This is a genomic window from Streptomyces sp. NPDC048424 (assembly GCF_040651555.1).
In the GTDB taxonomy this organism is placed as follows: Bacteria; Actinomycetota; Actinomycetes; order Streptomycetales; family Streptomycetaceae; genus Streptomyces.
Genome location: NZ_JBEZKE010000002.1, coordinates 330,969 through 357,637 on the forward strand (window position 1 = coordinate 330,969; position 26,669 = coordinate 357,637).

25 protein-coding genes and 1 riboswitch are annotated in these 26,669 nt (G+C 73.2%); of the genes, 17 read left to right on the forward strand and 8 right to left on the reverse strand.

Features of this window, described 5'->3' with window-relative positions:
- Positions 1 to 57: 57 nt before the first annotated feature.
- A complete protein-coding gene (locus AB0D29_RS04105) occupies positions 58 to 1,278 on the reverse strand; it encodes a helix-turn-helix domain-containing protein (protein ID WP_362852023.1) in 1,221 nt (406 codons plus the stop codon).
- 119 nt (positions 1,279 to 1,397) lie between these two features.
- On the opposite strand from AB0D29_RS04105, the gene AB0D29_RS04110 reads away from it, so the two are divergent.
- Complete coding sequence (locus AB0D29_RS04110) at positions 1,398 to 3,002, forward strand: DUF6350 family protein (RefSeq protein ID WP_362852024.1); 1,605 nt, start codon at positions 1,398 to 1,400, stop codon at positions 3,000 to 3,002.
- A 203-nt stretch (positions 3,003 to 3,205) separates the two neighbouring features.
- Here the strand turns inward: AB0D29_RS04110 and AB0D29_RS04115 are convergent, their stop codons facing one another.
- On the reverse strand, positions 3,206 to 3,781 hold the full coding sequence (locus tag AB0D29_RS04115) for a hypothetical protein (RefSeq protein ID WP_362852025.1): 576 nt from the start codon (positions 3,779 to 3,781) through the stop codon (positions 3,206 to 3,208).
- A 245-nt stretch (positions 3,782 to 4,026) separates the two neighbouring features.
- On the opposite strand from AB0D29_RS04115, the gene purN reads away from it, so the two are divergent.
- Positions 4,027 to 4,650 carry a phosphoribosylglycinamide formyltransferase gene (purN, locus tag AB0D29_RS04120; RefSeq protein ID WP_362852026.1) on the forward strand — a complete coding sequence of 208 codons (624 nt, stop codon included), beginning with the start codon at positions 4,027 to 4,029 and terminating at the stop codon, positions 4,648 to 4,650.
- Entirely contained in the window at positions 4,647 to 6,239 is a 1,593-nt protein-coding gene (gene purH, locus AB0D29_RS04125; protein WP_362852027.1) for a bifunctional phosphoribosylaminoimidazolecarboxamide formyltransferase/IMP cyclohydrolase, read from the forward strand. Before purN ends, purH begins: the two co-directional genes overlap by 4 nt.
- Before the next feature lie 78 nt (positions 6,240 to 6,317).
- Here purH and AB0D29_RS04130 read toward each other — a convergent pair whose 3' ends face one another.
- Positions 6,318 to 6,980, reverse strand: coding sequence for a hypothetical protein (locus tag AB0D29_RS04130; RefSeq protein WP_362852028.1), 663 nt, complete (start codon positions 6,978 to 6,980; stop codon positions 6,318 to 6,320).
- A 243-nt stretch (positions 6,981 to 7,223) separates the two neighbouring features.
- Here AB0D29_RS04130 and AB0D29_RS04135 point away from each other — a divergent pair, with 243 nt between their 5' ends.
- Positions 7,224 to 8,084: a bifunctional methylenetetrahydrofolate dehydrogenase/methenyltetrahydrofolate cyclohydrolase gene (locus tag AB0D29_RS04135; protein WP_362852029.1), complete on the forward strand. Its 861-nt coding sequence runs from the start codon at positions 7,224 to 7,226 to the stop codon at positions 8,082 to 8,084.
- Entirely contained in the window at positions 8,074 to 8,610 is a 537-nt protein-coding gene (locus tag AB0D29_RS04140) for a DUF3017 domain-containing protein (protein WP_362852030.1), read from the forward strand. The genes AB0D29_RS04135 and AB0D29_RS04140 overlap by 11 nt, the downstream gene beginning before the upstream one ends.
- Here the strand turns inward: AB0D29_RS04140 and AB0D29_RS04145 are convergent.
- Positions 8,597 to 9,523 (reverse strand): LysR family transcriptional regulator, encoded by a 927-nt coding sequence (locus AB0D29_RS04145; RefSeq protein ID WP_362852031.1) that lies wholly within the window; start codon positions 9,521 to 9,523, stop codon positions 8,597 to 8,599. The genes AB0D29_RS04140 and AB0D29_RS04145 overlap by 14 nt on opposite strands.
- Before the next feature lie 70 nt (positions 9,524 to 9,593).
- Between AB0D29_RS04145 and AB0D29_RS04150 the strand changes: the two genes are divergently transcribed.
- The 5 genes from AB0D29_RS04150 (at position 9,594) to AB0D29_RS04170 (ending at position 14,674) form a co-directional block, all read left to right on the forward strand.
- Positions 9,594 to 10,220, forward strand: a complete 627-nt coding sequence (locus AB0D29_RS04150; protein ID WP_362852032.1) for a short chain dehydrogenase — start codon at positions 9,594 to 9,596, stop codon at positions 10,218 to 10,220.
- A 216-nt stretch (positions 10,221 to 10,436) separates the two neighbouring features.
- Entirely contained in the window at positions 10,437 to 11,426 is a 990-nt protein-coding gene (locus AB0D29_RS04155) for a malate dehydrogenase (RefSeq protein ID WP_362852033.1), read from the forward strand.
- 133 nt (positions 11,427 to 11,559) lie between these two features.
- Positions 11,560 to 13,278: a hypothetical protein gene (locus AB0D29_RS04160; RefSeq protein WP_362852034.1), complete on the forward strand. Its 1,719-nt coding sequence runs from the start codon at positions 11,560 to 11,562 to the stop codon at positions 13,276 to 13,278.
- A complete protein-coding gene (locus tag AB0D29_RS04165; RefSeq protein WP_362852035.1) occupies positions 13,265 to 13,657 on the forward strand; it encodes a hypothetical protein in 393 nt (130 codons plus the stop codon). Before AB0D29_RS04160 ends, AB0D29_RS04165 begins: the two co-directional genes overlap by 14 nt.
- 3 nt (positions 13,658 to 13,660) lie before the next feature.
- Entirely contained in the window at positions 13,661 to 14,674 is a 1,014-nt protein-coding gene (locus AB0D29_RS04170) for a hypothetical protein (protein WP_362852036.1), read from the forward strand.
- Positions 14,675 to 14,738: 64 nt separating this feature from the next.
- Here AB0D29_RS04170 and AB0D29_RS04175 read toward each other — a convergent pair whose 3' ends face one another.
- Positions 14,739 to 15,263: a carboxymuconolactone decarboxylase family protein gene (locus tag AB0D29_RS04175; RefSeq protein ID WP_362852037.1), complete on the reverse strand. Its 525-nt coding sequence runs from the start codon at positions 15,261 to 15,263 to the stop codon at positions 14,739 to 14,741.
- Between the two features lie 47 nt (positions 15,264 to 15,310).
- Here AB0D29_RS04175 and AB0D29_RS04180 point away from each other — a divergent pair, with 47 nt between their 5' ends.
- Entirely contained in the window at positions 15,311 to 16,705 is a 1,395-nt protein-coding gene (locus AB0D29_RS04180) for a PLP-dependent aminotransferase family protein (RefSeq protein WP_362852038.1), read from the forward strand.
- A 214-nt stretch (positions 16,706 to 16,919) separates the two neighbouring features.
- On the opposite strand, the gene AB0D29_RS04185 is transcribed toward AB0D29_RS04180, so the two are convergent.
- The gene (locus AB0D29_RS04185; RefSeq protein ID WP_362852039.1) at positions 16,920 to 17,756 is read right to left on the reverse strand and encodes a hypothetical protein; all 837 of its coding nucleotides are present in this window, start codon (positions 17,754 to 17,756) and stop codon (positions 16,920 to 16,922) included.
- A gap of 104 nt (positions 17,757 to 17,860) precedes the next feature.
- Between AB0D29_RS04185 and AB0D29_RS04190 the strand changes: the two genes are divergently transcribed.
- Entirely contained in the window at positions 17,861 to 18,163 is a 303-nt protein-coding gene (locus tag AB0D29_RS04190; protein ID WP_362852040.1) for a hypothetical protein, read from the forward strand.
- A 14-nt stretch (positions 18,164 to 18,177) separates the two neighbouring features.
- Complete coding sequence (locus AB0D29_RS04195) at positions 18,178 to 19,380, forward strand: glutathionylspermidine synthase family protein (protein WP_362852041.1); 1,203 nt, start codon at positions 18,178 to 18,180, stop codon at positions 19,378 to 19,380.
- A 10-nt stretch (positions 19,381 to 19,390) separates the two neighbouring features.
- Here the strand turns inward: AB0D29_RS04195 and rocD are convergent, their stop codons facing one another.
- Positions 19,391 to 20,596 (reverse strand): ornithine--oxo-acid transaminase, encoded by a 1,206-nt coding sequence (gene rocD / locus AB0D29_RS04200; protein WP_362852042.1) that lies wholly within the window; start codon positions 20,594 to 20,596, stop codon positions 19,391 to 19,393.
- Positions 20,597 to 20,744: 148 nt separating this feature from the next.
- Positions 20,745 to 20,835, forward strand: a riboswitch (ZMP/ZTP riboswitch).
- 34 nt (positions 20,836 to 20,869) lie between these two features.
- On the opposite strand from rocD, the gene glyA reads away from it, so the two are divergent.
- From glyA to AB0D29_RS04220, 4 genes are all read left to right on the forward strand, one after another.
- Positions 20,870 to 22,138: a serine hydroxymethyltransferase gene (gene glyA, locus AB0D29_RS04205; protein WP_362852043.1), complete on the forward strand. Its 1,269-nt coding sequence runs from the start codon at positions 20,870 to 20,872 to the stop codon at positions 22,136 to 22,138.
- Positions 22,139 to 22,472: 334 nt separating this feature from the next.
- On the forward strand, positions 22,473 to 23,486 hold the full coding sequence (trpS, locus tag AB0D29_RS04210) for a tryptophan--tRNA ligase (protein WP_362800526.1): 1,014 nt from the start codon (positions 22,473 to 22,475) through the stop codon (positions 23,484 to 23,486).
- Positions 23,487 to 23,583: 97 nt separating this feature from the next.
- Positions 23,584 to 24,189 (forward strand): 2'-5' RNA ligase family protein, encoded by a 606-nt coding sequence (locus tag AB0D29_RS04215; protein WP_362852044.1) that lies wholly within the window; start codon positions 23,584 to 23,586, stop codon positions 24,187 to 24,189.
- Between the two features lie 178 nt (positions 24,190 to 24,367).
- Positions 24,368 to 25,267: a YihY/virulence factor BrkB family protein gene (locus AB0D29_RS04220; protein WP_362852045.1), complete on the forward strand. Its 900-nt coding sequence runs from the start codon at positions 24,368 to 24,370 to the stop codon at positions 25,265 to 25,267.
- A 46-nt stretch (positions 25,268 to 25,313) separates the two neighbouring features.
- Here AB0D29_RS04220 and AB0D29_RS04225 read toward each other — a convergent pair whose 3' ends face one another.
- Positions 25,314 to 26,555, reverse strand: coding sequence for a D-alanyl-D-alanine carboxypeptidase (locus tag AB0D29_RS04225; RefSeq protein ID WP_362852046.1), 1,242 nt, complete (start codon positions 26,553 to 26,555; stop codon positions 25,314 to 25,316).
- Between the last annotated feature and the right edge of the window lie 114 nt (positions 26,556 to 26,669).

The window sequence follows — 26,669 nt, forward strand, 5'->3', positions numbered from 1 at the left end:
ATGCGTGAACGCACGGGCGTGGCCCGCACCCCTCGGGGGTGCGGGCCACGCCCGTTCTCATTCGACCTTCGGGGCGATCCTGGCCGGCCCGGCCTCCGGATCGGCGCGCAGCTTCTCGTGGAGCTGCCGGCGCTGGTCGGTGAGCTGCTGGGGGCCGCTCAGCGGTGGCACGCCGGAGACGCTCTGGCCGGGTGCCTGCGGAGGCTCGTAGTGGGTGGGCGCGGTCATGGCGGTGTAACCGGTGGCGGTGGCGATCACGGCGGTCAGTCCGAGGGCCCCGCGGCTCCACAGCCGTACGCGCCGCTCGCCGCCGCCCCGTACGGCCGCCGCCGGGCGCGGGTCGAGCGGGGCGGCCGGGCGCAGCGCGGTGAACAGGTCGCGCAGCAGCGCGGACTGCTTCTCGGGCGGCACCTCGGCCAGCTGGGGGATCCGGTCCGCCAGGTCGGCGTGCGCGTGCACGAGGCGGATGCCGGCGGTGGGGGTGCTGGCCTCGGTCTCGGCGGCGGTGTCGGGAAGGTCGAGGCCGACGCCGTCGTAGAGCATGACGGTCCGGCGGTGGCGCGTGGGCAGCGCGAGCACGGCGGCGAGCAGGATGCGGTCGGCGGGATCGGCGGGGGGCGCGTCCTGCCGGCGGTGGGCGCGCCGGAACCGGTGCCAGGGGGAGAGGGCGTAGTCGTAGGCGACCGCGCGCACCCAGCCCACCGGGTCCGGGTCGGTGGCCACCTCGGGCCACCGGGCCCAGGCGCGGGTGAACGCGCGCTCCACGGCCTTCAGGGCGAGGGTCCGGCGGCCGGTGAGCAGGTAGGTCTGCCGGGCCAGGGCGGGGGCGGCGTGGTCGTAGAGGGCGTCGAAGTCCGCGGCCGGGCCTGCGATCGGGCTTCCTGCCGGTCCCGCCGGGCCGCCCGCCGAATGCGCGGCGGGCGCGACGGGCTCGGCCGGTGTGTCCGTCGATGTGGTCTCGGCCGGCTGCTCCGTCCGGGGCGTCCCGGCCGCGGATGCCGTCCCGGCAGGGCCGTCTGACGTGGTGTCGGCCTGGTCCGGGGCGGCCGCCGGGGCCGCGAGGGCGGCCAGGAAGGCCGCGTACGCCTCGCGGTTGCGGCCGCGGGGATCCGTGCGGCCCGTTTCCCAGGAGCGGACCGTCGCCGCGGTGACGCCCACCGCCTCCGCGACCTGCTCGTGCGTCAGATCCGCCGCTTCGCGCAGCCTGCGCCGCTCCTTGCGGGCGGGCAGGCTCAGCTCCGAGGCCGATGAGGAGGTCGTATCGACGTTGCGTGTCATGCCACACTCCCCGCGACCCGACCGCCCTGGGCGAAAAAGTACATAAACGTATATTGGGCGACACCACGGACATTCGCCTGTTACCCGTCCATAGCGCGTGTCGTTGGCACCATGGCGGGGTGACCCAAGTGACCGAACGCGGGACCTCGTTGCCGGCGGCTCCACGAGCCGGCGCGCGGCGCCGTTCGCCCGCCGCCGCGGCATGTGTGGCGGGCGGCGCCGTGGCGGCCGGACTCGGGCTCGGCTTCCTCGCCGTGCTCGTCATCGTGCTGTGGATCAGTTCCCCCTACCCCGACAGCGGCCCCGGCGGCGCGCTGCACCTCGCCGCCGGGCTGTGGCTGCTCGCCCACGGGACGGAGCTGGTGCGGTACGAGACCCTGTCCGGCGTGCCCGCGCCCGTCGGCCTGACCCCCCTGCTCCTCGTCGCGCTGCCGGTGCTCCTGATGCGGCGGGCCGCCCGGCTGGGGAGCGCCGAGGAGGAGGACGAGGAGGTGCTGCCCGCCGGCGCCGTGTTCTCGGCCGTGCTCTGCGGGTACCTCGCCGTCGGGGCCCTCGCCACGCTCTACGCGGCGGGCGGGCCCATGCCGGCCGACCCGATCAGCGCGGCCTGGCACGTCCCGCTGGTGGCCGTGCTCGCCGCCCTGGGCGGGGTGTGGGGGGCGAGGGGGCGTCCGCTCGGGCCGCTGCCGTCCTGGCTACCAGGGGGCGTGTGGAGGGCCGTCGTACGCCCCCGGTACGCGCTGGCGCTGCGGGCGGGGGCGGGCGGTGCACTCGTCCTCCTGGGCGGCGGCGCGCTGCTCGTCGGCGCCTCGCTCGCCTGGCACGGCGCGGAGGTGCAGACCTCGTTCCTGTCGCTGACCGGGGTGTGGTCGGGCCGGTTCGCGGTCCTGCTGCTCGCGCTCGCGCTGGTGCCGAACGCCACCGTCTGGGGTGCGGCCTACGCCCTCGGGCCCGGCTTCGCCCTCGGCGCCGACGCCACCGCCACCCCGCTCGGCTTCGCGGGCCAGCCCGGGCTGCCACGGTTCCCCCTGCTGGCGGCGCTCCCGCCCGAGGGGCCCGGAACCCCGCTGACCTGGGCGGTCGCCGGAGTGCCGGTGGTCGCCGGGCTGGCGGTGGGCTGGTTCGCGGTCCGCCGGGCGCGTGAGGTCTCGTACGGGGAGACCGCGCTGACGGCGGCGCTGGGCGCGGTGGTCTGCGGTCTGGTCATGACCGGGCTCGCGGCGGCCTCTGCGGGGCCGCTGGGCTCGCGGCGGCTGTCCGGCTTCGGGCCGGTGTGGTGGGCCACCGGGGCGGCGGCGTGCGCGTGGACGCTGCTGCTGGCGGTGCCGGTCGCGGTGGCGGTGCACGCGTGGCGGAACCGGCCGGCCAGAGGGTTGGCCGCGCTCGACGCGCTGTCCGCGCTGGACGTGGACGAGGTGGTGGACGACCGGTGGCACGACAGTGGTGTGCGGGAGGTTCGGTGGGCGGCGATGCGGAGGGCTGCGGGGACGCTGATTCCGGAGATCGGGGCCGAGGCTCCGGGGGTTGCGGTGGCGGCCCCTGCGGTGGCTTCTGTTGCTGAGGCTCCTGTTGCGCGGGCGCCTCGGGCGGTGACCGTGGTGTCGGGGCGGGGGCTGGATCTGACGCCGATCCTGATCGCGGCGAAGCCGGTGCCCTTGGCTCCGCCCTTGGCTCCGCCGGTGGTGGGGGCGCGGGTGCTGGCCCGGCGGAAGCCGCCCGTCTGAGGCCGGGTGCGGGGCCGCTGCCGGGGCTCCGCCCCGGACCCCGCGCCTCAAACGCCGGCGGGGCTGGAAGATCGGGGCTCCGCCCCGGGCCCCGCGCCTCAAACGCCGGCGGGGCTGAAAGATCGGGGCTCCGCCCCGGGCCCCGCGCCTCAAACGCCGGCGGGGCTGGAGTGGGCGGGCGGGGCTGGAGTGGGCCGGCGAGGCTACTGGCGGACCTTCAGGACGTCGCCCAGGACGTTGTTCGGGAGGAGGGTGTTGCACTGGAGTTCCGCCGCGCTCGTGAGGGCGTCGTCGCGGCAGACGTAGAAGTCCTTGTACGCGAGCTGCAGCCCGTACGAGCTCATCGCCAGCAGGATCGCCAGCGAGGCCGTGACCAGGCCGCTCACCGCCGCCGTGCGCTGGGGGCGGGCCGCCGGGCCCAGGGCGTCCAGACCGGTGGGGGCGCCGGGGGCGGCCGCCGCCGCGGGCTTGCCGCGCAGGGCGCTGATCCCCCAGTACAGGGCGAGCGCGCCCAGCAGCAGGCCCACCGACGGGATGCCGAAGATCCCGAAGAAGAAGCCCCACATGCCGGCCAGCAGCGCATAGCGGGCGCGGCGCTGGATCGGGTCCGTCGGGTCCCAGCGTGCCGGGCCCCGCCGGCCGTCGGAATCCCCCGGGCCCTCCCCGTTCCCGCCGTCACCGCCGCTGCGCGGCTGCCAGGGCTGGTCGGGCCGGCCTTCCGGCGGTGCCGCGAAGGGGTTGTCGTCGGTGGGGGAGTCGGGCTGACGGCGGTCCGGCATCGGGTGTGTTTCTTCCCCTGTGTCATGGACGTCGAGGTGACGTCGTGTCGAGGTGAGGCCAGTTTGCGACTTGTATGCCAGACGCTACCGCCCGGCCGTCCCCCCGTCCCTCGGGGGCCGTCCGGTGTGCCGGTATCGTTGCAGGCGGTCGGCGGCTTCGTATGGTTCCCCGTATATCGGTACCCCGAAGTTTCGTATGACCACACAAAGACGAACACCGCAATTCCCGCGAGAAAGGGCCTCTCATGGCCGCCTCCCGCCTGGTCGTGCTGGTCTCCGGCTCCGGCACCAACCTCCAGGCCCTGCTCGACGCCATCGACGCCCACCCCGGCGGATCCGAGGGCTTCGGCGCCGAAGTCGTCGCCGTGGGGGCCGACCGCAAGGGCATCGCCGGCCTGGAGCGGGCGGAGAAGGCCGGGATCCCCACCTTCGTCTGCCCGGTCAAGGACTACGCGAGCCGTGCGGAGTGGGATGCCGCCCTCACGGAGGCGACCGGCGCCCACGCGCCGGACCTCGTCGTGTCCGCCGGGTTCATGAAGATCGTGGGCAAGGAGTTCATCGACCGCTTCGGCGGCCGGTTCGTCAACACCCACCCCGCCCTCCTCCCCGCCTTCCCCGGAGCGCACGGCGTACGGGACGCGCTCGCCTACGGCGCGAAGGTCACCGGCTGCACGGTCCACTTCGTGGACAGCGGCGTGGACACCGGTCCGATCATCGCCCAGGGTGTGGTCGAGGTCAGGGACGAGGACGACGAAGCCGCTCTCCATGAGCGCATCAAGGAAGTCGAGCGCCAGCTGCTCGTCGATGTCGTGGGGCGCCTGGCCCGGCACGGCTACCGCATTGAGGGACGAAAGGTAACAATCCAGTGACCGCCGCAGACATCGCAGCGAGCAACGACCCGACCACGACCCAGCGGCCGATCCGGCGTGCGCTCATCAGCGTCTACGACAAGACGGGACTGGAAGAGCTGGCCCGCGGGCTGCACGAGGCGGGCGTCGCGCTCGTCTCCACCGGCTCCACCGCCTCGAAGATCGCCGCGGCCGGGGTGCCCGTCACCAAGGTCGAGGAGCTGACCGGCTTCCCCGAGTGCCTGGACGGCCGCGTCAAGACCCTGCACCCGCGCGTGCACGCCGGCATCCTCGCCGACCTGCGCCTGGAGGACCACCGCAACCAGCTCGCCGAGCTGGGCGTCGAGCCCTTCGACCTCGTGGTCGTCAACCTGTACCCGTTCCTGGCCACCGTCCAGTCGGGTGCCACTCCCGACGAGTGCGTCGAGCAGATCGACATCGGCGGTCCCTCGATGGTCCGCGCCGCCGCCAAGAACCACCCGTCGGTCTCCGTCGTCACCAGCCCCGAGCGCTACGCCGACGTGATCGCCGCGGCCCAGGGCGGCGGCTTCGACCTCACCGCCCGCAAGCGGCTGGCGGCCGAGGCCTTCCAGCACACCGCCGCCTACGACGTGGCCGTGGCCTCCTGGTTCACGAACGCGTACGCGCCGGAGCCGGAGGCGGTCCTGCCGGAGTTCCTCGCGGGCGCCTGGGAGCGCAAGTCGACCCTGCGCTACGGCGAGAACCCGCACCAGGCCGCCGCGCTCTACACCGACGGGCAGCCGGGCGGGCTCGCCAACGCCGAGCAGCTGCACGGCAAGGAGATGTCCTTCAACAACTACGTGGACACCGAGGCCGCGCGCCGCGCCGCCTACGACCACGACGAGCCCTGCGTCGCGATCATCAAGCACGCCAACCCGTGCGGCATCGCGATCGGCGATGACGTCGCCGCCGCCCACCGCAAGGCGCACGCCTGCGACCCGCTGTCGGCCTTCGGCGGCGTCATCGCCGTCAACCGCCCGGTGACCGTCGAGCTCGCCGAGCAGGTCGCCGAGATCTTCACCGAGGTCATCGCGGCCCCCGCCTACGAGGACGGCGCGGTCGAGGTCCTGGCCAAGAAGAAGAACATCCGCGTCCTGAAGGTGGACGGCACCCCGCACCAGCCGGGCGACCTCAAGCCGATCTCGGGCGGCGCGCTGCTCCAGCAGTCCGACGTCTTCCAGGCCGAGGGCGACGACCCGGCCAACTGGACCCTGGCCACCGGCGACGCCCTCTCCGAGACCGAGCTCGCCGAGCTGGCCTTCGCGTGGAAGGCCTGCCGGGCCGTCAAGTCCAACGCGATCCTGCTCGCCAAGGACGGCGCCTCGGTCGGCGTCGGCATGGGCCAGGTCAACCGCGTCGACTCGGCGAAGCTGGCCGTCGAGCGGGCGGGCGCCGAACGCGCGCAGGGCTCGTACGCCGCGTCCGACGCCTTCTTCCCCTTCCCCGACGGGCTGGAGATCCTGACGGCCGCGGGCATCAAGGCCGTGGTCCAGCCGGGCGGTTCGGTCCGTGACGAGCTGGTCGTCGAGGCCGCGCGGAAGGCCGGCGTGACCATGTACTTCACCGGGACCCGGCACTTCTTCCACTGATCACCGGTACCCACCGACGGCGAAGGCCGCGTCCCGCACTGCGGGACGCGGCCTTCGCCGTGTGCGTACGCGAGGGGCTCAGTACTGGGGCCGCCGGAAGTAGTCGCCCGCCTTCGCGAGGCCCACGATGACCGTGATGCCGAGGCCGAGGGAGACCAGGGACGGCAGCGCGGCGATCAGGCCGAGGCCGGCCGGGGTGTGCTCGTCGGCACTGAGCGCGATCATGTTCCCCAGCAGGCCGACAGCGGCGAAGAGGACCTGCAGCGATCCGTAGATGATGCCGGAGACGCGGACGCCGCCGCGGCCCTTGGCCATCTTGGCCGCGGTCAGGATGGGCCACAGGGCCACGCCGATGAAGAAGAGGCCGATGACGACGCCCACGGTGCCGGCGATGGTCCCCGCGTCCTCCGTGGAGGAGCTGGAGTAGCTGGACTCCGAGAACGCCGCGGCGAACACGGCGCCGCCGATGATGAAGAACAGGCCGCCCAGCACCTGCAGGCCGCCGATGATGAAGAGGATGACGCGGGCCGCCTTCGCGCCACCGGGCATCTCGTGGAACGGAGCGCCCGGGTATCCGACGGGAGCGCCCGGGTACGCCTGCGGGGCCTGCTGCGGGTAGGCGTAGCCGCCCTGCTGCGGGACGGCCTGCGGGGCCTGCTGCGGGTAGCCGTAGCCGGGCTGGCCCTGCGGGGACTGGGGCGGCTGCTGTCCGTACGGATTGTGCGGGTCGCCGAAGCTCATCTTGGGGTGTTCCTCCGTGGAAGTGCGGGGACGCACGGCATGAGCGCGGAGGAATCCTGCACGGTGCGGTCCGCCCCCCGGCACTGCCCGCGGCACTCAGTCGTTTCATCGTCGTCCCGCGGCCGGGGGTTGTCCAGTTCGTTACCGTGCGGCCGGTGACTTGTTGTGCAAGTGCAATGAACGCTGCACACCGGCGAGCGCCTTGACTGGAACCGGGGCCACCTCATCCGGGAGGATGGGGTCATGACCGCCCAGATTCTCGATGGCAAGGCCACCGCCGCCGCGATCAAGTCCGAACTGACCGCCCGCGTGGCGGCCCTGAAGGCCCGGGGCATCACCCCCGGCCTCGGCACCCTCCTGGTCGGTGACGATCCCGGGAGCCGCTGGTACGTCAACGGCAAGCACAAGGACTGCGCCGAGGTCGGCATCGCCTCCATCCAGCGCGAACTGCCCGCCACCGCCTCCCAGGAGGACATCGAGGCGGTCGTACGGGAGCTGAACGCCAACCCGGACTGCACCGGCTACATCGTCCAACTCCCGCTCCCCAAGGGCATCGACACCAACCGGGTCCTGGAGCTGATGGATCCGCTGAAGGACGCCGACGGCCTGCACCCCATGTCGCTCGGCCGGCTGGTGCTGAACGAGCCGGGCCCGCTGCCCTGCACCCCGTACGGGATCGTCGAACTGCTGCGCCACCACGGCGTCGGGATCAACGGCGCGCACGTCGTCGTCCTCGGCCGCGGGATCACCGTGGGGCGCTCCATCGGCCTGCTGCTCACCCGCAAGTCCGAGAACGCCACCGTGACGCTCTGCCACACCGGTACGCGCGACCTCTCCGGGCTGCTGCGCCAGGCGGACATCATCGTCGCGGCGGCCGGCGTCCCGCACCTGGTCAAGCCGGAGGACGTGAAGCCGGGCGCGGCCGTGCTCGACGTGGGCGTCAGCCGTGACCAGGACGGGAAGATCGTCGGCGACGTGCACCCCGGTGTGGCCGAGGTGGCCGCGTGGATCTCCCCGAACCCGGGCGGAGTCGGCCCGATGACCCGGGCCCAGCTGCTCGTCAACGTCGTCGAGGCGGCGGAACGGACCACCAGTGCAGGCTGAACGGGACGCGGAGCACTCCGGGCGCGCGGGCGGTGGCGGCGCGGCCGCCGCGAACGGCACGCCCGTACCGTCCGGCGCGCCGGTCACGCCCGTCACCCCGGGCGCGGCCGGCGCGGTCGCCGCGCCCGCGGACGAGTCGCGCCGGTCCCGCCGCTTCCCGTCCATCACGCGCGACACCGCGCGTCCCGAGGGCAGCGGCCGCGCCGTCCCCGGGGCCGTGTCCACTCCGGCCCGTCAGTGGCCGATGCTCAGCGTGCTCGCCGCGACCGCGGCCGGGCTGCTGGCCACCGCGGTGGGGCACCCGAAGCTCGGCTGCCTGGCGATCGGCGTGGCCCTGATCGCCGCCTCCGTGATGCGGCGCGTGCTGCCCTCGGTGGGGATGCTCGCGGTGCGCTCCCGCTTCACGGACATGATCACGTACGGGCTGCTGGGCGTGGCGATCACGCTGCTCGCGCTGGTGATCGAGCCCAAGCCGTTGCTGGAGATCCCGTTCCTGGAGAGCGCGGTCCGCTTCACCGTGCGGTGAGTGCGGTGCGTGAGGCGGGTGCGGCCGGTCCGGTGAGCGCCGTGAGCGCCGCCAGGGCCGCCGCGATGGCCGGCTGGGTCTCCGTGCCCGCCCGGACCAGTGCGTCCAGCGTCCGCCCCGGGCCCGACAGCTCCCGTACGGCGGCGCCGGGCGGCGGGGCGTCGCACAGCAGCTTCGGCAGGATCGACACGGCCCGCCCGGTGGCCACGAGCCACAGCCCGGCCCGCAGGTCCCCGCACTCGTGCGCGATCCGCGGGGTGAATCCGGCATTCCGGCAGGCGTGCAGCAGCATCTCGCGGCAGCTGCTGGGGGCCGGGGCCGAGACCCAGTCGGTCCCGCGCAGCGCGGCGAGCCCGTCCCGCTCGTAGGCGGGGACGAGGGCCTGCGGCAGCGCCAGGCACAGCGGGTCCTCGAACAGCGGCACCGCGGTGGTCCCGGGCGCGGGCGGGGCGCCGAGCAGTGGGTACGCGTACGTCACCGCCAGGTCCAGGCGGCGCGCGCGGAGCTGTGGCACGGCCTCCTCCGGATCGGCCTGCACGATGCGCGGGCGCAGCCGGGGGTGGCGTACGGCCAGCTCGGCCACGAGCGGCGCGGCCACCGTGGCCAGCGCGCTCGGGGCGCAGCCGATGGCCAGCTCGCCGCCGGGCTCGGTGTCGAGGGCCCGTACCGCTCCCTCGGCCCGTTCCAGGGCGGCCAGTACGGGCTCGCAGGCGGCGGCCAGCGCCGCGCCGGCCGGGGTGAGGCGCAGCCCGCGCCCGTCGCGCTCGACGAGGACGGCCCCGGCCTCGGTCTCCAGGGCGCGCAGTTGCTGGGAGACGGCGGAGGGGGTCACCGCGTGCAGGTCGGCGACGGCGGTCACTTTCCCGTGGGTCGCCAAGTCTCGGAGGATGATCATCCGCTTCACATCAAGCATGAGTTCATCTTAACGATCGCTGTAGTAGAGGTAGCTGGACTTCACAGTTCGGTGGGGTGATGCTCGTGCCATGAACGCGAAGAAGAAGGTCGTCCTGGTCGGAGCCAACGGCACCCTCGGACGGGCGGTCCACACGGCCCTGCGCGAGCGCGGCCACCAGGTCGTCACCGCCTCCCGCAAGGGCGCCGACATCACCGTGGACATCACCGACCCCGAGTCAGTCCGGGCCATGTACACCCGGCTGGCCGAACGGGTGGGAGAGATCGACGCGGTGGCCAGCGCCGCCGGCAGCGTGCCGTGGCGGCCCCTGGGCGAACTGGGCACGGACGACATCCGCAGCGGCCTCGAGGGCAAGGTCGTCAGCCAGGTCGAGCTGGTCCGCCAGGGCGTCGCCCACCTGCCCGCGCACGCCTCGTACACCCTGATCACCGGCATCCTGGCCCGCGAGCCCCTGCTCACCGGCGCGGTGGCCGCCCTCGCCAACGGCGCCGTCGAGGCCTTCGTGCGCGCCGCGGCCATCGAACTGCCCGGCCGCCAGCGCATCAACGCCGTCAGCCCCACCGTCTTCGAGGAGTCCCTCGACGCCTACGGGGACACCTTCGCGGGATTCGACCCGGTGCCGGTGGCCCGCGCGGCGAACGCGTACGTCAAATCGATCGAGGGCCACCAGACGGGCCGGATCTTCCTGGTCGAGTAGCCGAAGGGCGGGCCGAACAGGGGTCCCCGAACCGGCTCCGCCTTCGAAACGCCGGGGTCCGTGTGCCATGCACCACAGGGACCCGGGGGTTGGGCCGCTTCCGGGTCGGATAGCCTGACCGCGGATGTCTCTTCACGTCAAGATTTACAGGGGAGCGGCGTCCTCCAGCACATGGGGCAGGGACGCCCCACCGCCAGCTGTCTAACGGAGAAGGCCATGACCCGCACTCCTGTGAATGTCACCGTCACCGGCGCCGCCGGCCAGATCGGCTACGCGCTGCTCTTCCGCATCGCCTCCGGTCACCTGCTCGGCGCCGACGTGCCGGTCAAGCTCCGTCTTCTGGAGATCCCCCAGGGCATGAAGGCCGCCGAGGGCACCGCCATGGAGCTCGACGACTGCGCCTTCCCGCTGCTCAAGGGCATCGACATCTTCGACGACCCGAACCAGGGCTTCGCCGGCGCCAACGTCGCGCTGCTCGTGGGCGCCCGCCCGCGCACCAAGGGCATGGAGCGCGGTGACCTGCTCTCCGCCAACGGCGGCATCTTCAAGCCGCAGGGCGCCGCGATCAACGCGAACGCCGCGGACGACATCAAGGTCCTGGTCGTGGGCAACCCGGCCAACACCAACGCGCTCATCGCGCAGGCCGCCGCCCCGGACGTACCGGCCGAGCGCTTCACCGCGATGACCCGCCTGGACCACAACCGCGCGATCTCGCAGCTCGCGCAGAAGACCGGCGCCGCCGTCTCCGACATCAAGCGCCTCACCATCTGGGGCAACCACTCGGCGACCCAGTACCCGGACATCTTCCACGCGGACATCGCCGGCAAGAACGCCGCCGAGGTCGTCAGCGACGAGCAGTGGCTCGCCGACACCTTCATCCCGACCGTCGCCAAGCGCGGCGCCGCGATCATCGAGGCCCGTGGCGCGTCCTCGGCCGCCTCGGCCGCCAACGCCGCCATCGACCACGTGCACACCTGGGTCAACGGCACCGCCGAGGGCGACTGGACCTCGATGGGCATCCCGTCGGACGGCTCCTACGGCGTCCCGGCCGGCCTGATCTCCTCCTTCCCCGTCACCTGCAAGGACGGCAAGTACGAGATCGTCCAGGGCCTGGACATCAACGAGTTCTCCCGCGCCCGCATCGACGCCTCCGTCCAGGAGCTGTCGGAGGAGCGCGACGCGGTCCGCGAGCTCGGCCTGATCTGATCCGTCCTTCCCGCCGAGGAGTGCGAACACCTCGGCGGGAAGCGCGGACCCGAGCGCCCCGGCCCCACCAGGCCGGGGCGCTTTGGCGTGTTTACGCCTGTCGGATGATGTAGGGGAAATCTAAGGTCGGTCGGTGACCGAGAGCCCGATTCCCCCTCAGCCCACCGGCGGGCGGCAGGACGACCTCCACCGCGGCCGTCCCCCCGTCGAACCGGCGCTCAGCGAAGCCGGCCGCTTCCTGTGCGCGGGCACCTACATCGACGCCGGGTACCGCGATCGGGTGATCAAGGAGCTGTACGTCCACGAGGAGCGGATCGTCGCGCCCTCCTACGGCTTCGACGCCTCACGCGTCCTCGCCCACGCCCTCCGCGCCCGCCGCGCCGAACTCGGCTGGGCACTCGGCGTACTCGGCGCCTGGTTCGTGGGTTCCGTGCTGACCGGGGGCGCCCTCGCGCTGATGCTCGTCCCGTTCCTGCTGCTGAGCCTCGCGGGCTGGCTCAGGGCCCGGTCCGGCCTGCTGGCCCGCCTGCTGTCCATCGTGGTGCGGATCTACGCCTGGTGGAACCTGCTCGCCCTCCTCTGCCTGATCCTCTTGGTCTGGCTGACCCTGCTCGGCGCCTTCGACGACACGGGCGGCTCCATCGGCCTCGGCGCCCTGATCTTCTCGCAGGGTGTCGGAGGCCTGGCGGCCGGATTCGTCATCGGGTGGGTGCCGGCGGTCTTCGCCGCGGTCGTCACCGTCGTGGGCCTCCAGCGCGGATACGTCGCCCGGACCATCGCCAACGACCTCAACCGGGACCGGTACGCCCACCGGCCGACCGATCCCGCCGAGGCCGAGGTGGGCGTACGGTTCGCGCGCGTGCGCCGGCGCATCATCGACGAGCAGCACGCACCGCTGATCATGTACGACATCAACGACCCGTTCGCCGGGGCCGGTCAGGCCTACCGCCCCTGGCAGCAGTCCTTCGAACTGCGCCCCCGCGAGGACCTGCCCGCCGGCACCACCCCGGAGCCGCTCACCAACGCCCGCATCCTGGAGGGGATCGTCCCGCTGGTGGAGCGGCTGCGGGCGCCCTCGCCGCACGGGTCCCCCGAGGCCCAGGCCGCCGTGTTCGACCGGATGCAGGAGCTGGTCGTCGACCAGTGCGTGTTCCTGCCCGGCGACGGGCTGGGGCACCGCGACGAAGGCCCGCACCTGCGGGCGGACTTCGAGGCGCACCGGGCCGTGGCCATCGAGGAGGGCGGCGAACGCCGCCGGCACTTCCTGCGCATCCGCGTCGGCGGCTGGGACGAGAACATGGTCGTCACGCTGTTCGTACGGGTCCACACCCAGGGCGGCATGATGATGGTGGAGCTGGCGCCGCACGTGCTGCTCCCCGTCCGCGTCGCCTTCCACAACGCGGACGCGGACGCCCACCGCTACCTGAACAACAACCGGTTCGGGAAGGTGGTCTGGGCCCTGCGCCACACCCCCGGCTCCTTCACGTCCTCCCTCGTCACCCTGGGCCGCGGCGTCGCGAGCTGGGTGAGGATCGCGGCCGGCGGTCACCGCGGCGCCCGGCCCGAAGGACCGCGCGTGTCCGTGCGCGAACTCGCCTCGCAGGACAACGGCTCGATGTTCCACCTCATGGACCTCGACAGGTACTTGAAGACCATTCAGGACCGGGTCGTGGCCGGTATTACCTTGGTCCTGCACGAAGGCGGCTGGCACACCGAGGCGTTCGCGCAGCGCGCCGGCATCTACCTCGCCGAAGGCGCCACGTACGTGGGGGCGATGTACGGCAGCGCGGCCAGCTTCGGCGGCAGCGGCAACCACAACAGCACCCACAGGGGGAGTCATGGCGACAGATAGCGGAAGCGGGAGCGGCAGCGGCCCGGAGCCCGGAGTGCGGATCGGCAGCCTCCACGGCAGCGCGGTCAGTTTCGGCGGCTCCAACAACACCAACACCGTCCACCACGGCGGTACGGAAGCGGGCGCGCCCGGCGCGGCGCAGCTGCTGGAGGCCGTACTGAACCTGCGCGCGGCCCTCGTACACGCGCCCCGGGGCGCCGACAGAACCGCCCTCGACACCGAACTGGACGGGATCGCCGAACAGCTGGAGGGCGCCGAGACGATCCGCCCCGGCCTGCCCGCCCGGCTGCGCGCGGCGCTGGAGCGGTGGGCTCCGCTGGTGGAGTCGGTGAGCGCGGCCGCTGCCCTGGGCAGCCTGCTCGGCATGCTGGGGGGCTGAGCCGTGGCTCCGGCACAACCGCCGTCCGGGCCGCGCCGCTGGGACGCGCAGGCGCAGCGCTGGGTGGTGGACCAGGCCCCGGCCGGGACGCAGACCGGGCCGGCCGGGCCGCCGCCGGGCCTGCCGACGGTTCCGCCGCAGCCGTCGGCCGCACCGCCGGCCTACGACCCGCTCGGGCCCGGGGCTCCGGCTCCGGCCCCGCCCCCGTACGGGGCGCCGACCGCGCCGCAGCCGCCGTACGGCTCCGACCCCGGGTACCTGCCGCCCGTACCGCCGCGGCCCGACCACGTGCCGCCCTCCGGCGGGCCGCGCGGCCGCTGGCGGACCCCGGTGACGGCGGGCATCGCGGTCGCCTCAGTCGCCATCGGCGCCGGAGCGGTGTGGTTCCTGGCCCGGGACACGGACGACGCGAACGGCGCGGGGGAGAAGAACGGGACGGTGGCCTCGGGCACGCCCTCGTGGTCCGGCGGGGAACCGTCCGGAACGGCGTCGCCCACCGCCTCCGGCTCCCCGACGGCCGGGGCCGGTACGAGCCCGGGCCCGAGCCCGACCGGCACCGGGCCGGGGACGGGGGCGGGGGAGGGGGCCCACGAGACCAAGCAGGACCCGGCGGGCTTCACCCTCGCCGTCCCGGCGGGCTGGGGGCGGGAGGAGCTCAAGGAGGGGGTCTTCTACCGCTCGCCCGACCGCACCGCGCTGATCCAGGTCTTCCGGGTGTCGGAGCCGGAGCTCAGCCCGCTCGAAGCGGTCACACAGGCCTCCGGCTACCTGCGGAGCGCCACCCGGGGGTACCAGGAGGTGCGCGTCGGCCCGGTCCCCGGCGGCTCGGGGGCGGCCGAGCTCGTCTACCAGTACGACAGCGACGAGTCGCACGGGCTGCGGCGCGGCGTCGAACGGGTCCTGTTCGCGTCGGACGGCGGCAAGTGGGCGGTGCTGACCGCGGGCCCGGCCGCCGAGTGGCAGGTCACGCAGGAGCACCACGCGGCGGCGCTGGCCGCGTTCCGGCCGACAGGCTGACCGGGTTCGCCGGGGGGCCCCGCCTGCCGGCCTTCCGGCCGGCCGGGCCGCTCGGCCGCGCCGGTCAGGACTGGTACATGCCCGGCTTGTAGTGGCCCGGCACCATGCGGGTGGTGACCCCGATGCGGTTCCAGACGTTGATCGTCGCGATCACGGCGATCAGCTGGGCCAGCTCGCGCTCCTCGAAGTGCCGCGCGGCCTTCGCGTACACCTCGTCGGGCACGAAGCCGTCCGTCAGGACCGTGACGGCCTCGGTGAACTCGATCGCCGCGAGCTCCTTCTCGGTGTAGAAGTGCCGCGACTCCTCCCAGGCGGCCAGCTGCACGATCCGGTCGACGCTCTCACCGTGCGCGATCGCGTCCTTGGTGTGCATGTCGAGGCAGAAGGCGCAGTGGTTGACCTGCGAGGCACGGATCTTGACCAGCTCGACCAGGGCCGGGTCCAGGCCCTTGCGGGAGGCGATCTCCAGGGCCAGCACGGCCTTGTAGACCTCGGGGGCGAGCTTCGCCATCTGCATGCGCGGGGTGTGCTCGGGCGCGTGCTCGTGCGTGGGGGCGGGGGTCTGCTGGTGCTGTGTGGTCGTCGTCATGTGATCCACCCTAGGATCCGGGCGGCCCAGGGATATGGTCCATATCCATGACGGATTCATGGGCCACTTTCGGCGCCGACCTGCATCTGGACCTCTCCGCCGGGCGCGGTCTGCGGGCCGGTCTCACCGAGGCGCTGCGCGAGGCCGCGCGCAGCGGGCGGCTGGCGGCCGGGACCCGGCTGCCGTCCTCCCGCACCCTCGCCGCCGACCTGGGCATCGCGCGGAACACGGTCGCGGAGGCGTACGCGGAGCTGGTGGCCGAGGGCTGGCTGACCGCCCGCCAGGGCTCCGGCACCCGGGTCGCGGAACGGGCCCGTCCGCGCCGGGCCGCGGCGGCCGCCCCGGTACGGCGCCCCGCGCGCAAGGGGCCCTCGTACAGCCTGCAGCCAGGCTCCCCGGACCTCGGCGGCTTCCCGCGCGCGGCCTGGCTGTCGGCGGCCAGGCGGGCACTGACCGACGCGCCGAACGAGGCCTTCGGGTACGCGCTCGACCCGCGCGGCCGCGTCGAGCTGCGGCAGGCGCTGGCCGGCTACCTGGCGCGGGCCCGCGGGGTGTACGCGGACCCGGACCGGATCGTGCTGTGCGCGGGCTTCCTGCACGGGCTGACCCTGCTGGCCGGGGTGCTGCGGGCGCGCCGGGTGCGGGAGGTGGCGGTGGAGGGGTACGGCCTGGACTTCCACCGGAACCTGCTGGTGCGGGCCGGGCTGCGGACGCGGCCGCTGGGGGTGGACGCGGACGGCGCCCGCACGGGGGAGCTGACCGCGGGGGCGGGCGCGGTGCTGCTGACCCCGGCGCACCAGTTCCCGACGGGTGCGGCCCTGACCCCGGCCCGGCGGGCGGCGGCGGTCGACTGGGCCCGGACCACGGGCGGGCTGATCCTGGAGGACGACTACGACGGGGAGTTCCGCTACGACCGCCAGCCGGTCGGCGCCCTCCAGGGGCTGGACCCGGACCGGGTCGTCTACCTCGGCACGGCCAGCAAGTCCCTCGCGCCCGGGCTGCGGATGGGATGGATGGTGGTCCCGCCGGGGCTGCTGGACGAGGTCCTGGCGGCCAAGGGCCCCACGGACTGGGCCTCCAGCGCGCTGGAACAGCTCACGCTGGCGGAGTTCATCACCTCGGGGGCGTACGACCGCCACGTGCGCGGGATGCGGCTGCGGTACCGGCGGCGCCGGGACGAGCTGGTGGCGGCGGTGGCGGGCCGGGTGGGGGTGTCGGGGATCGCGGCGGGGCTGCACGCGGTGCTGGACCTTCCGGCGGGCACGGAGCGGTCGGTCCTGCAGTCGGCCGCCTGGCAGGACCTGGCCCTGCACGGCCTGTCGAGCTTCCGGCACCCGGAGGCCGAGGTCGCGCCGCGGGATGCGCTGGTCGTCGGCTACGGGACTCCGTCGGACAGCGCGTGGTCCCCCACCCTGGCCGCCCTCGCCGCCGCCCTTCCCTGACGGGCCCGCCTGCGGCCCGGCTGCCGGGGGCCAGCCCCCGGACCCCCGCGCCTCAAACGCCGGCGAGGCTGAAAGAGCGCCTCAAACTCCGGCGGGGCTGGATTTGGCTGAGGCCGCCACAATCCAGCCTCGCCGGCGTTTGAGGCGCGGGGTTCGGGGCGGAGCCCCGACACGACGGGCCGCAGGTGACAGACGGGCCAAGACAACGCCCTGGTCACCCGCCCGGGGACGGAGCGGCCGGTTCGCCGAAGCGGGCCAGGGCCAGGGAGCCGGCGACCGCTACGGCGAAGCCGGCGACGGCGAGCCAGGTGAGGCCCTCGCGGGTGCGGTCGCCGAGCCAGACCACGCCCACCACGGCCGGGCCGATCGTCTCGCCGAGCACCAGCCCCGCCGTCGCCGCCGTCACCGAGCCGCGCGCGAGCGCCGAGGTGAGCAGCAGGAAGGCCGCACCGCCGCCCAGCAGCAGTGCGTACAGGGCCGGGTCGCGCAGGTCCCACGGGGAGTCGATGAGCCGCACCGAGACCTCGACCACCCCGAAGCCCGTCCCCGCGGCCAGGCCCAGGACCAGCGCCCGCGGCCCGTCCGGGAGCCGCCCCGCCACCGCGCCGACCACCAGCACCAGCCCGGCCACCGCGAGCAGCCCCAGCTCCAGCGCGAGCGACCCGGTCCCCGAGCCCTCCTCCCCGGCGGCCAGCCCGAGCATCAGCAGCCCCGCGCACACCACCCACACCGCACCCCACTCCGTCCGGGACAGCCGCACCCGCAGCAGCCGCGCCGCGACCACCGCCGTCACCGCCAGACTGGCGGCCAGCGCGGCCCCCACCGCGTAGATCGGGATGTGGCGCAGCGCGATGATCTGGAGGACGAAGCCGACCGCGTCGAGGCCGAGACCCAGCAGGTACCGCCACTGCCGTACGGCGCGCAGGAACAGCGCCGCGTCCACCCCGGACCCCGAGCCCGGCTCCGCCGCCCGCGCCGCGACCGCCTGCAGAACGGACGCCGTACCGAAGCACACCGCCGCACCGAGTGCGCAAATCATCCCAATGAGCACGAACTGACTCTAGGTCACGGATCTCACGGCGGCCGGATTCCATCGGCCGGGGCCACCGCTCTACTCTGTCGGCAGCACGCCAGGCCCCAGGGGGAGCAGCAGACATGGACAGCAGTAGCACCAACCAGCGCCGTATGCGCTCCGGCGCGGTCGCCCTCGGCGGCATGGGCCTGCTCGCGGCCACCCTCGTGGCCTGCGGCAGCAGCGACGAGCCCGACAAGCGCTGCGCGTCCCGCTCCACGCTCGAGCACCTGAACAACAAGGAGTGCAAGAGCGGCGGCCGCGGCGCGTACTACTACGGCGGCTACGTCAGCAGCGGCAAGGTCTCCGGCGGCAGCTTCGACAAGTCCGCCGTCACCCGCGGCGGCATCGGCGGCCACAAGAGCTCCGGCTCCAGCGGCGGCTGAGGAAACCGGACCCCATGCAGCGGCACACCATCGAGCCCCGCCCCGGCTGGCAGAAGACCGTCGAGGAGCAGGGGCTCATCTATCCCCTCACCCGCTACCCCGACGACTCCCTGCGCCCCTACTGGGACGAGAGCGCGTACTACTCCTTCTCCCTCCCCGAGGTCGAGGCCCTGGAGAACGTCGTCGAGGAGCTGCACGCCATGTGCCTGGCGGCGGCCGCGCACATCGTCGAGCACGACCGCTTCGCCGACCTCGGCATCACCGACCCCGGGCTGGCCGAGCTGATCGCCGAGTCCTGGCGCCGGCGCGCCGAACAGCCCTCGCTCTACGGCCGTTTCGACCTGCGCTACGACGGCACCGGCAGCCCGGCCAAGATGCTGGAGTACAACGCCGACACCCCCACCTCCCTCGTGGAGGCGGCGAGCCCGCAGTGGTTCTGGATGGAGGACCGTTTCCCCGGCGCCGACCAGTGGAACTCCCTGCACGAGCGCCTCGTCGACGCCTGGCGCCGCCAGGCCGAGCTGCTGCCGCCCGGTCCGCTGCACTTCGCGCACTCCGAGACCGACGAGCTCGGCGAGGACCTGATGACGGTCGCCTACCTCCAGGAGACCGCAGAGCAGGCCGGCCTGGACACCCACGCCCTGTCCGTCGAGCAGATCGGCTGGGACAGCCTGTCCGGACGGTTCGTGGACGAGAAGCTCGGCTTCATCCGCAGCTGCTTCAAGCTCTACCCGTGGGAGTGGCTGGCCACGGACGAGTTCGGCCCGCAGGTCCTCGGCACGTACGACCACGGCGGCGGCACCGGCACCACCTGCTGGATCGAACCGCTGTGGAAGATGCTGCTCTCCAACAAGGCGCTGCTGGCGATCCTGTGGGAGCTCTTCCCCGAGCACCCGAACCTGCTGCCCGCCTATCTCGACGGACCGCGCGAGCTGGCCGGGGCCGGATCCCCCGGCTACGTGGCCAAGCCCCTCCTCGGCCGCGAGGGCGCGGGCGTCACCCTGCACGGACCGGGCGAGGACGGCGAGCCCTTCGTGCCGGAGGAGGGCGAGCGGTACTGCTTCCAGGGCCTGGCCCCGCTGCCCGACTTCGACGGCAACCGGGTGGTGCTCGGCGCGTGGGTCGTCGAGGACGAGGCGGCGGGGCTCGGCATCCGCGAATCGGCGGGGCCGGTCACGGACGAGTACGCCCGCTTCCTGCCCCACGTGATCCTCTAGGGGCGCTGTCTCAGGAGGCCAGCACCGCCCGGAGCTGGTCCAGCCCCCAGTCCAGGTCCTCCTTGCTGATCACCAGCGGCGGGGCGAGCCGGATCGTCGATCCGTGGGTGTCCTTCACCAGCACCCCCCGGTCCATCAGCTTCTCGGAGACCTCCCGGCCCGTCCCGTGGCCCGGGGCGATGTCCACGCCCGCCCACAGCCCGCGGCCCCGTACGGCGGTCACGGCGCCCCCGCCGACCAGCAGGCCCAGCTCGTGGTGCAGGTGGTCGCCCAGCTCGGTGGCGCGCTGCTGGAACTCGCCGGTCCGGAGCATCGCGACGACCTCCAGGGCGACGGCGCACGCGAGCGGGTTCCCGCCGAAGGTGGACCCGTGCTGCCCCGGCCGGAACACCCCGAGCACGTCCCGGTCGGCGACGACGGCCGACACCGGCACCACGCCGCCGCCGAGCGCCTTGCCGAGGATGTAGACGTCGGGGACGACCCCCTCGTGCTCGCAGGCGAAGGTCTTCCCGGTCCGCCCCAGCCCCGACTGGATCTCGTCCGCCATGAAGAGGACGTTCCGCTCGCGGGTCAGTTCCCGTACGCCGCTCAGGTACCCGGCGGGCGGCACCAGCACCCCCGCCTCGCCCTGGATCGGCTCCAGCAGCACGGCCACGGTGTTCTCGGTGACGGCGTGGGACAGCGCGGTGAGGTCCCCGTACGGGACGATCTCGAAGCCCGGCGTGTACGGACCGAAGTGGTCGCGGGCGTCGTGGTCCGTCGAGAAGGAGACGACGGTCGTGGTCCGGCCGTGGAAGTTGTCGGCGGCGACCACGATCTTGGCGTGCCCGTCCGGGACGCCCTTCACCTCGTAGCCCCACTTGCGGGCGGTCTTCACCGCCGTCTCCACGGCCTCCGCGCCCGTGTTCATGGGCAGCACCATCTCCTTGCCGCAGAGATCGGCGAGCTCGGTACAGAAGTCGGCGAACCGGTCGTGGTGGAAGGCCCGCGAGGTGAGCGTGACCCGCTCCAGCTGGGCCCGGGCGGCATCGATCAGACGCCGGTTGCCGTGCCCGAAGTTGAGGGCGGAGTAGCCGGCGAGCATGTCGAGGTATCTGCGGCCCTCCACGTCGGTCATCCACGCACCGTCCGCGGACGCGACGACGACGGGCAGCGGATGGTAGGTGTGCGCGCTGTGCGCGTCGGCGGAGCGGATGACATCAGCAGTTGTCGACACGGGGTCTCCGATCGTCCGTCTTGCCCGGTGCGGCGGTGACGAGGGTGGCGTCACCCTTCTTATCGTCGCTTTCTTATCGTCGCTTTGATGCCGGACGCGGAAACCTTCCGCGTCGCGCGGCAGCAGTCGCGCGGCGGCTAAGGTGGGCGGTACGCACGGCGACTGGCGCACGGAGAACGAACTCCGGGGGAGTCGTGCGCGTTCGACCGCATTCAGGGCCGCTCGCCTGGGCCTCGCGGGGTACCGATCACATCGACCCCGGAGGAGCCCGCCATGTCCGCGAGCCGCCATCCCGCCCTTCTCGCGACCGACCCCGAACTGGCGTCGTTCGTCGCGGCGGAGGAAGTCCTCCAGGCGCAGACCCTGCGCCTGATCCCCAGTGAGAACTACGTGTCCGCGGCCGTCCTGGAGGCCTCCGGCACCGTGCTGCAGAACAAGTACAGCGAGGGCTACCCGGGCCGCCGCTACTACGAGGGCCAGCAGAACATCGACCGCGTCGAGGCCCTGGCGGTCGAGCGGGCGAAGGGCCTGTTCGGCGTGGACCACGCGAACGTGCAGCCGTACTCCGGCTCACCGGCCAACCTGGCCGTGTACCTGGCCTTCGCGAAGCCGGGCGACACCGTGATGGGCATGGCCCTGCCGATGGGCGGCCACCTGACGCACGGCTGGGGCGTCTCGGCGACCGGCTCGTGGTTCCGGGGCGTGCAGTACGGCGTCCGGGCCGACACCGGGCTCATCGACTACGACGCCGTGCGCGACCTGGCCCTCGCCGAGCGGCCCAAGCTGATCTTCTGCGGCGGCACCGCCCTGCCGCGCACGATCGACTTCGCGGCCTTCGCGTCCATCGCCGAGGAGGCGGGCTCGGTCCTGGTCGCGGACGTGGCCCACATCGCGGGCCTGATCGCGGGCGGCGCGCACCCGTCCCCGGCGGGTCACGTGGACGTCATCTCCACCACGACGCACAAGACCCTGCGCGGTCCGCGGGGCGCGATGCTGATGTGCCGCGAGGAGCACGCGAAGGCCATCGACAAGGCGGTCTTCCCGGGCCTCCAGGGCGGCCCGCACAACCAGACGACGGCCGGCATCGCGGTGGCGCTGCACGAGGCCGCGCAGCCGTCGTTCGTCTCGTACGCGCACGCGGTCGTCGCCAACGCGAAGGCGCTGGCGGCGGCGCTGCTGGAGCGGGGCTTCGACCTGGTCTCGGGCGGTACCGACAACCACCTGATCCTGATCGACCTGACGGGCAAGGACGTGCCGGGCAAGGTCGCGGCGAAGGCCCTGGACCGGGCGGGGATCGTGGTGAACTACAACACGGTCCCGTTCGACCCGCGCAAGCCGTTCGATCCCTCGGGGGTGCGGATCGGCACGCCGTCGCTGACGTCGCGGGGGCTGGGCGCCGTCCACATGCCGCAGGTCGCCGATTGGATCGCCCGGTCCGTGGACGCCGCCGCGAAGTCGGACGAGCCGGCCCTGGCCGCGGTCCGCGCGGAGGTCGCCGACCTCATGGCCGCCTTCCCGGCCCCCGGGCTCCCGCTGTCCTGACCTGCGGCGCCGCTGCCGGAGCTCCGCCCCGGACCCTCCCGCAGACTCCGTCCGGGGGGACCCCCGGCCCAAACGCCGGCGGGGCTGGATTTTTCAGCCCGCCCGGCGTTCGAGGGCGTCCCTCGGCCGGAGCCGCCGCCGCACCGTTCGGCCCCGCGCAGCGGTGTCGGCCCGCCCCGTCCCGGAACGGAAAGCGGTCGCTCGGCCGGGGCTGGATCCGGACGCACCGCTACCGCCCGGTACCCCGGAGCCGCGGGGACCGGGTCGCCGCGACCCGGAAGGATCCGGCCAGCGGCGGGCCCGAGCCCGCCCCCGCACCTGAGAGAATGGGGCCATGGCTTCTGATCGTCCTCGCGCGCTCTCCGGCATCCAGCCCACCTCCGGTTCGTTCCACCTCGGGAACTACCTCGGAGCCATTCGCCAGTACGTCGCCCTGCAGGAGACGCACGACGCGTTCTACATGGTCGTCGACCTGCACGCGATCACCATGCCGCAGGATCCGAAGGATCTCCGCGCGAACACCCGTCTCTCCGCCGCGCAGCTGCTCGCCGCCGGCCTGGACCCCGAGCGCTGCACGCTCTTCATCCAGAGCCACGTGCCCGAGCACGCCCAGCTCGGCTGGGTCATGAACTGCATCACCGGTTTCGGCGAGGCCAGCCGGATGACCCAGTTCAAGGACAAGTCCGCCAAGGGCGGCGTCAACAGCGCCAGCGTCGGCCTGTTCACGTACCCGATCCTGCAGGTCGCCGACATCCTGCTCTACCAGGCGAACGCCGTCCCCGTCGGCGAGGACCAGCGCCAGCACATCGAGCTGACCCGCGACCTCGCCGAGCGCTTCAACCAGCGCTACGGCCAGACCTTCACCCTGCCCGCCGCGCACATCGTCAAGGAGGTCGCGAAGATCTACGACCTCCAGGACCCGGCGATCAAGATGTCGAAGTCCGCGTCCTCGCCCAAGGGCCTGATCAACCTCCTCGACGAGCCCAAGGTCACCGAGAAGAAGATCAAGAGCGCGGTCACCGACACCGAGGCGGAGATCCGCTTCGACACGGAGAAGAAGCCCGGCGTCAGCAACCTGCTCACGATCTACTCCACCCTCACGGGCGAGACGATCGCCGAGCTGGAGGCGAGGTACGAGGGCAAGGGCTACGGCGCGCTGAAGACCGACCTGGCCGGTGTGATGGTCGATTTCGTCACACCGTTCAAGCAGCGCACCCAGGAATACCTGGACGACCCGGAAACGCTGGATTCCATCCTGGCCAAGGGCGCGGAGAAGGCCCGTGCGGTCGCCGCCGAGACGCTCGCGCAGGCGTACGACCGCCTCGGTCTGGTGCCCGCCAAGCACTGACGAACGCAACTACGGACAGAGGGCCCTGGCAAGAACGGGGGTGCTGCCGCCACACTGGGGCGGCAGCAGTCCACAGCGACAAGCGGAGGAGAGATACGTGGGGACCGTAACGCTCGGCGTTTCGATCGCGGTCCCGGAGCCGTACGGCAGCCAGCTCCAGCAGCGGCGCGCCGGCTTCGGGGACGCCGCCGCGCACGGCATCCCCACGCACGTCACCCTCGTGCCGCCGACCGAGGTGGAGGCGGACCGGCTCCCGGCGATCCGGGCCCACCTCGCCGAGGTCGCGGACGCCTCCTGCGCCTTCCGGATGCGGCTGGGCGGGACGGGAACCTTCCGTCCCCTCTCGCCGGTCGTCTTCGTCCAGGTCGTCGAGGGCGCCGCGGGCTGCACCCGCCTCCAGGGCGAGGTCCGCGACCCCCAGGGGCCGCTCAGCCGCGAGCTGGCCTTCCCGTACCACCCCCACGTCACCGTCGCCCACGGGATCTCCGAGGAGGCGATGGACCTGGCGTTCTCGGCCCTCTCCGAGTACGCCGCCGAGTGGCTGTGCGAGGGCTTCGCGCTCTACGAGCAGGGCTCGGACGGGGTCTGGCGCAAGTTGCGCGAGTACCCCTTCGGGACCGGTGCGATCGGCGTACCGCCGCAGCCGGGCTGCCCGGCGGGCGAGGCGGCGGGAGCCCCCGGGGCGACCCCGCTGCCCTCCTGACGGAGCGGGCGCAGGGTCAGCCGGGCGGTGCGCCGGGCGCGGAATCTCAGCCTTCGCAGGACCAGCGTGTGGAACGGGCGACCGTCAGGGCGCGCTTCGGAAAAAGTCACAGTCGACGACCGTAGTACCCAAAACCGACAATCCCGGCTATTTACGTCGGCTCATTTACGGTGACCCCATGGACTGGTTGACGAAACTCCCGGTGATCGGGCCGCTCGTGGCCCGCCTCATGCGGACCCACGCCTGGCACTCGTACGAGCGCCTCGACCGCGTGCACTGGACCCGGCTCGCCGCCGCCATCACCTTCATCAGCTTCCTCGCGCTCTTCCCGCTGATCACCGTGGCCGCCGCGGTGGGCGCGGCGCTGCTCAGCCAGAAGCAGCTGGACCAGCTGGAGAAGAACCTCTCCGAGCAGGTCCCGGGCATCTCCGAACAGCTGAACATCGAGGGGCTCGTAGCGAACGCGGCCACCGTCGGGCTCGTCGCGGGCGCCCTCCTGCTGTTCACCGGCATCGGCTGGGTGGGCGCGATGCGCGACTGCCTGCGCGCCGTGTGGGACAAGGACGACGAGGACGACGGGAACCCCATCGTCCGCAAGGGCAAGGACGGGCTCGTCCTCCTCGGCCTCGGCGCGGTGGGCCTTGCCTCCGCCGCCGCCTCGATCTTCGGCGCCTCGGCGGTCGGGAAGTCCGCCGACTGGCTGGGCATCCCGAAGGAGGGCGCGGGCGGGGTGGGACTGCGCGCCGCCGCCTTCCTCGTCGGCGTCGTGGCCGCCTTCCTGGTGCTGCTCTACCTGCTGACCCTGCTCCCCGGGGTGGAACCGCCGCGCCGCCGCCTGATCGAGGCGGCGCTCATCGGCGCGGCGGGCTTCGAGCTGCTGAAGCTGCTGCTCAGCGGCTACATGCGGGAGGTCGCCGCGAAGAGCATGTACGGGGCCTTCGGCGTGCCGATCGCCCTGCTGCTCTGGATCAACTTCACGGCGAAGCTGCTGCTGTACGTCTCGTCCTGGACGGCCACCCGCGAGGAGGACGAGACCCCGGAACCCCAGGTGCGGAGCGAGGCGGACTCGTCCGGGTGACCGAGGGGTCCGGGCCGGGCCCGTGCGGGCCCGGGCCGGACCGGGGCTACACCAGGTCCTCGCCCCGGCCGCGGCGGCCGCGGGGCCAGCGGCGGTTGACCACGAAGGCGCCGCCCGCCAGTACGGCCAGTACGCCGCCCGCGATGCCCAGCGCGGTGCCCACGCCGCCCGAGCCCTTCCCGGCCGCCGACGGGTTGTTCTCGTGCGACTGGGCCGGGGAGCCGTGCGAGGAGGTGTCCGCGCTCTTCGGCGGCACCAGCTCACCCACCGGCCTGACCTTCCCGGCGGCCGCGAAACCCCAGTCGAACAGCGCCGCGGTCTCCTCGTAGACCGAGTTCGCACCGCCCGCACCCGGGTTCATCACCGTGACCAGCAGCTTCCTGGAGCCCTGCTGGGCGGCGCCGGTGAAGGTGGAGCCGGCCATGGTGGTGTTGCCGTTCTTCACCCCGGCGATGCCCTTGTAGGGGGAGAGCCCGCCCGCGCCCGTCATCAGCCGGTTGGTGTTCTGGATCTCGAAGTACTCGCGCGGTTTCCCGGCCTCCTGCCGGCCCGGGAACTTCGCCTCGGCCGTGCCGCAGTACTCGCGGAAGTCCTGCTTCTGCAGGCCGGAGCGGGCGATGAGGGTCAGGTCGTACGCGCTCGACACCTGCTCGGGGGCGTCGTACCCGTCGGGGGACACGACGTGCGTGTCGAGGGCCTGGAGCTCCTCGGCGTGCGCCTGCATGTCCTTGACGGTCTTGTCGATGCCGCCGTTCATGGCCGAAAGTACGTGCACGGCGTCGTTTCCCGACCGCAGGAACACCCCGAGCCACAGGTCGTGGACCGAGTACTCGAGGTCCTCCTTGACGCCGACCAGGCTGCTGCCCTGGCCCACGCCGTCCATGTCCTGCTCGGTGACCTTGTGGACCTGCTCCTTGGGCAGGCTCGGCAGCACGGTGTCCGCGAAGAGCATCTTCATGGTGGAGGCCGGGGGAAGCCGCCAGTGCGCGTTGTACGCCGCCAGGACCTCGCCCGACTCGGCGTCCGCCACGATCCAGGACCGCCCGGTGAGGTTCGTCGGCAGGGCGGGCGCGCCGGGCAGCAGGTTCACCTGGGTCCCCGGCTGGCCGAGCAGGGATCCGCCGACCGTGGACATCGACGCGGGCGGCGCGGGCGCCTGCGGCGCCTTGGCGGGCCCGCCCTTCCCGTCGGCCGGCGGGGTCGGCGCGGCGTGGGCGGGGGCCACCAGCAGGGAGGGCACCAGCAACGCGGCGGAAAGGACCGTCAGCGCGGTCGTCTTGGCAGACACGCAGGTGAAAGTACCTCCCGATGAGCTGTCCGGCGTCGCTGACCGGCCATTTCGGTGCAACCACCCCCGGGACAGCCCACCCCGGCGCGTCCGTCCTGGGGACGAATCCGATAC

Bases quoted from the DNA above. Each gene is read 5' to 3' on its own strand.
- purN (WP_362852026.1), top strand. From the start codon at position 4,027: ATGGCCGCCTCCCGCCTGGTCGTGCTGGTCTCCGGCTCCGGCACCAAC.
- glyA (WP_362852043.1), top strand. From the start codon at position 20,870: ATGTCCGCGAGCCGCCATCCCGCCCTTCTCGCGACCGACCCCGAACTG.
- trpS (WP_362800526.1), top strand. From the start codon at position 22,473: ATGGCTTCTGATCGTCCTCGCGCGCTCTCCGGCATCCAGCCCACCTCC.
- AB0D29_RS04180 (WP_362852038.1), top strand. From the start codon at position 15,311: ATGACGGATTCATGGGCCACTTTCGGCGCCGACCTGCATCTGGACCTC.
- AB0D29_RS04130 (WP_362852028.1), bottom strand. From the start codon at position 6,980: ATGAGCTTCGGCGACCCGCACAATCCGTACGGACAGCAGCCGCCCCAG.
- AB0D29_RS04150 (WP_362852032.1), top strand. From the start codon at position 9,594: ATGAACGCGAAGAAGAAGGTCGTCCTGGTCGGAGCCAACGGCACCCTC.
- AB0D29_RS04175 (WP_362852037.1), bottom strand. From the start codon at position 15,263: ATGACGACGACCACACAGCACCAGCAGACCCCCGCCCCCACGCACGAG.
- AB0D29_RS04115 (WP_362852025.1), bottom strand. From the start codon at position 3,781: ATGCCGGACCGCCGTCAGCCCGACTCCCCCACCGACGACAACCCCTTC.
- AB0D29_RS04195 (WP_362852041.1), top strand. From the start codon at position 18,178: ATGCAGCGGCACACCATCGAGCCCCGCCCCGGCTGGCAGAAGACCGTC.
- AB0D29_RS04135 (WP_362852029.1), top strand. From the start codon at position 7,224: ATGACCGCCCAGATTCTCGATGGCAAGGCCACCGCCGCCGCGATCAAG.
- AB0D29_RS04165 (WP_362852035.1), top strand. From the start codon at position 13,265: ATGGCGACAGATAGCGGAAGCGGGAGCGGCAGCGGCCCGGAGCCCGGA.
- AB0D29_RS04155 (WP_362852033.1), top strand. From the start codon at position 10,437: ATGACCCGCACTCCTGTGAATGTCACCGTCACCGGCGCCGCCGGCCAG.
- AB0D29_RS04145 (WP_362852031.1), bottom strand. From the start codon at position 9,523: ATGCTTGATGTGAAGCGGATGATCATCCTCCGAGACTTGGCGACCCAC.
- AB0D29_RS04220 (WP_362852045.1), top strand. From the start codon at position 24,368: ATGGACTGGTTGACGAAACTCCCGGTGATCGGGCCGCTCGTGGCCCGC.
- AB0D29_RS04105 (WP_362852023.1), bottom strand. From the start codon at position 1,278: ATGACACGCAACGTCGATACGACCTCCTCATCGGCCTCGGAGCTGAGC.
- AB0D29_RS04190 (WP_362852040.1), top strand. From the start codon at position 17,861: ATGGACAGCAGTAGCACCAACCAGCGCCGTATGCGCTCCGGCGCGGTC.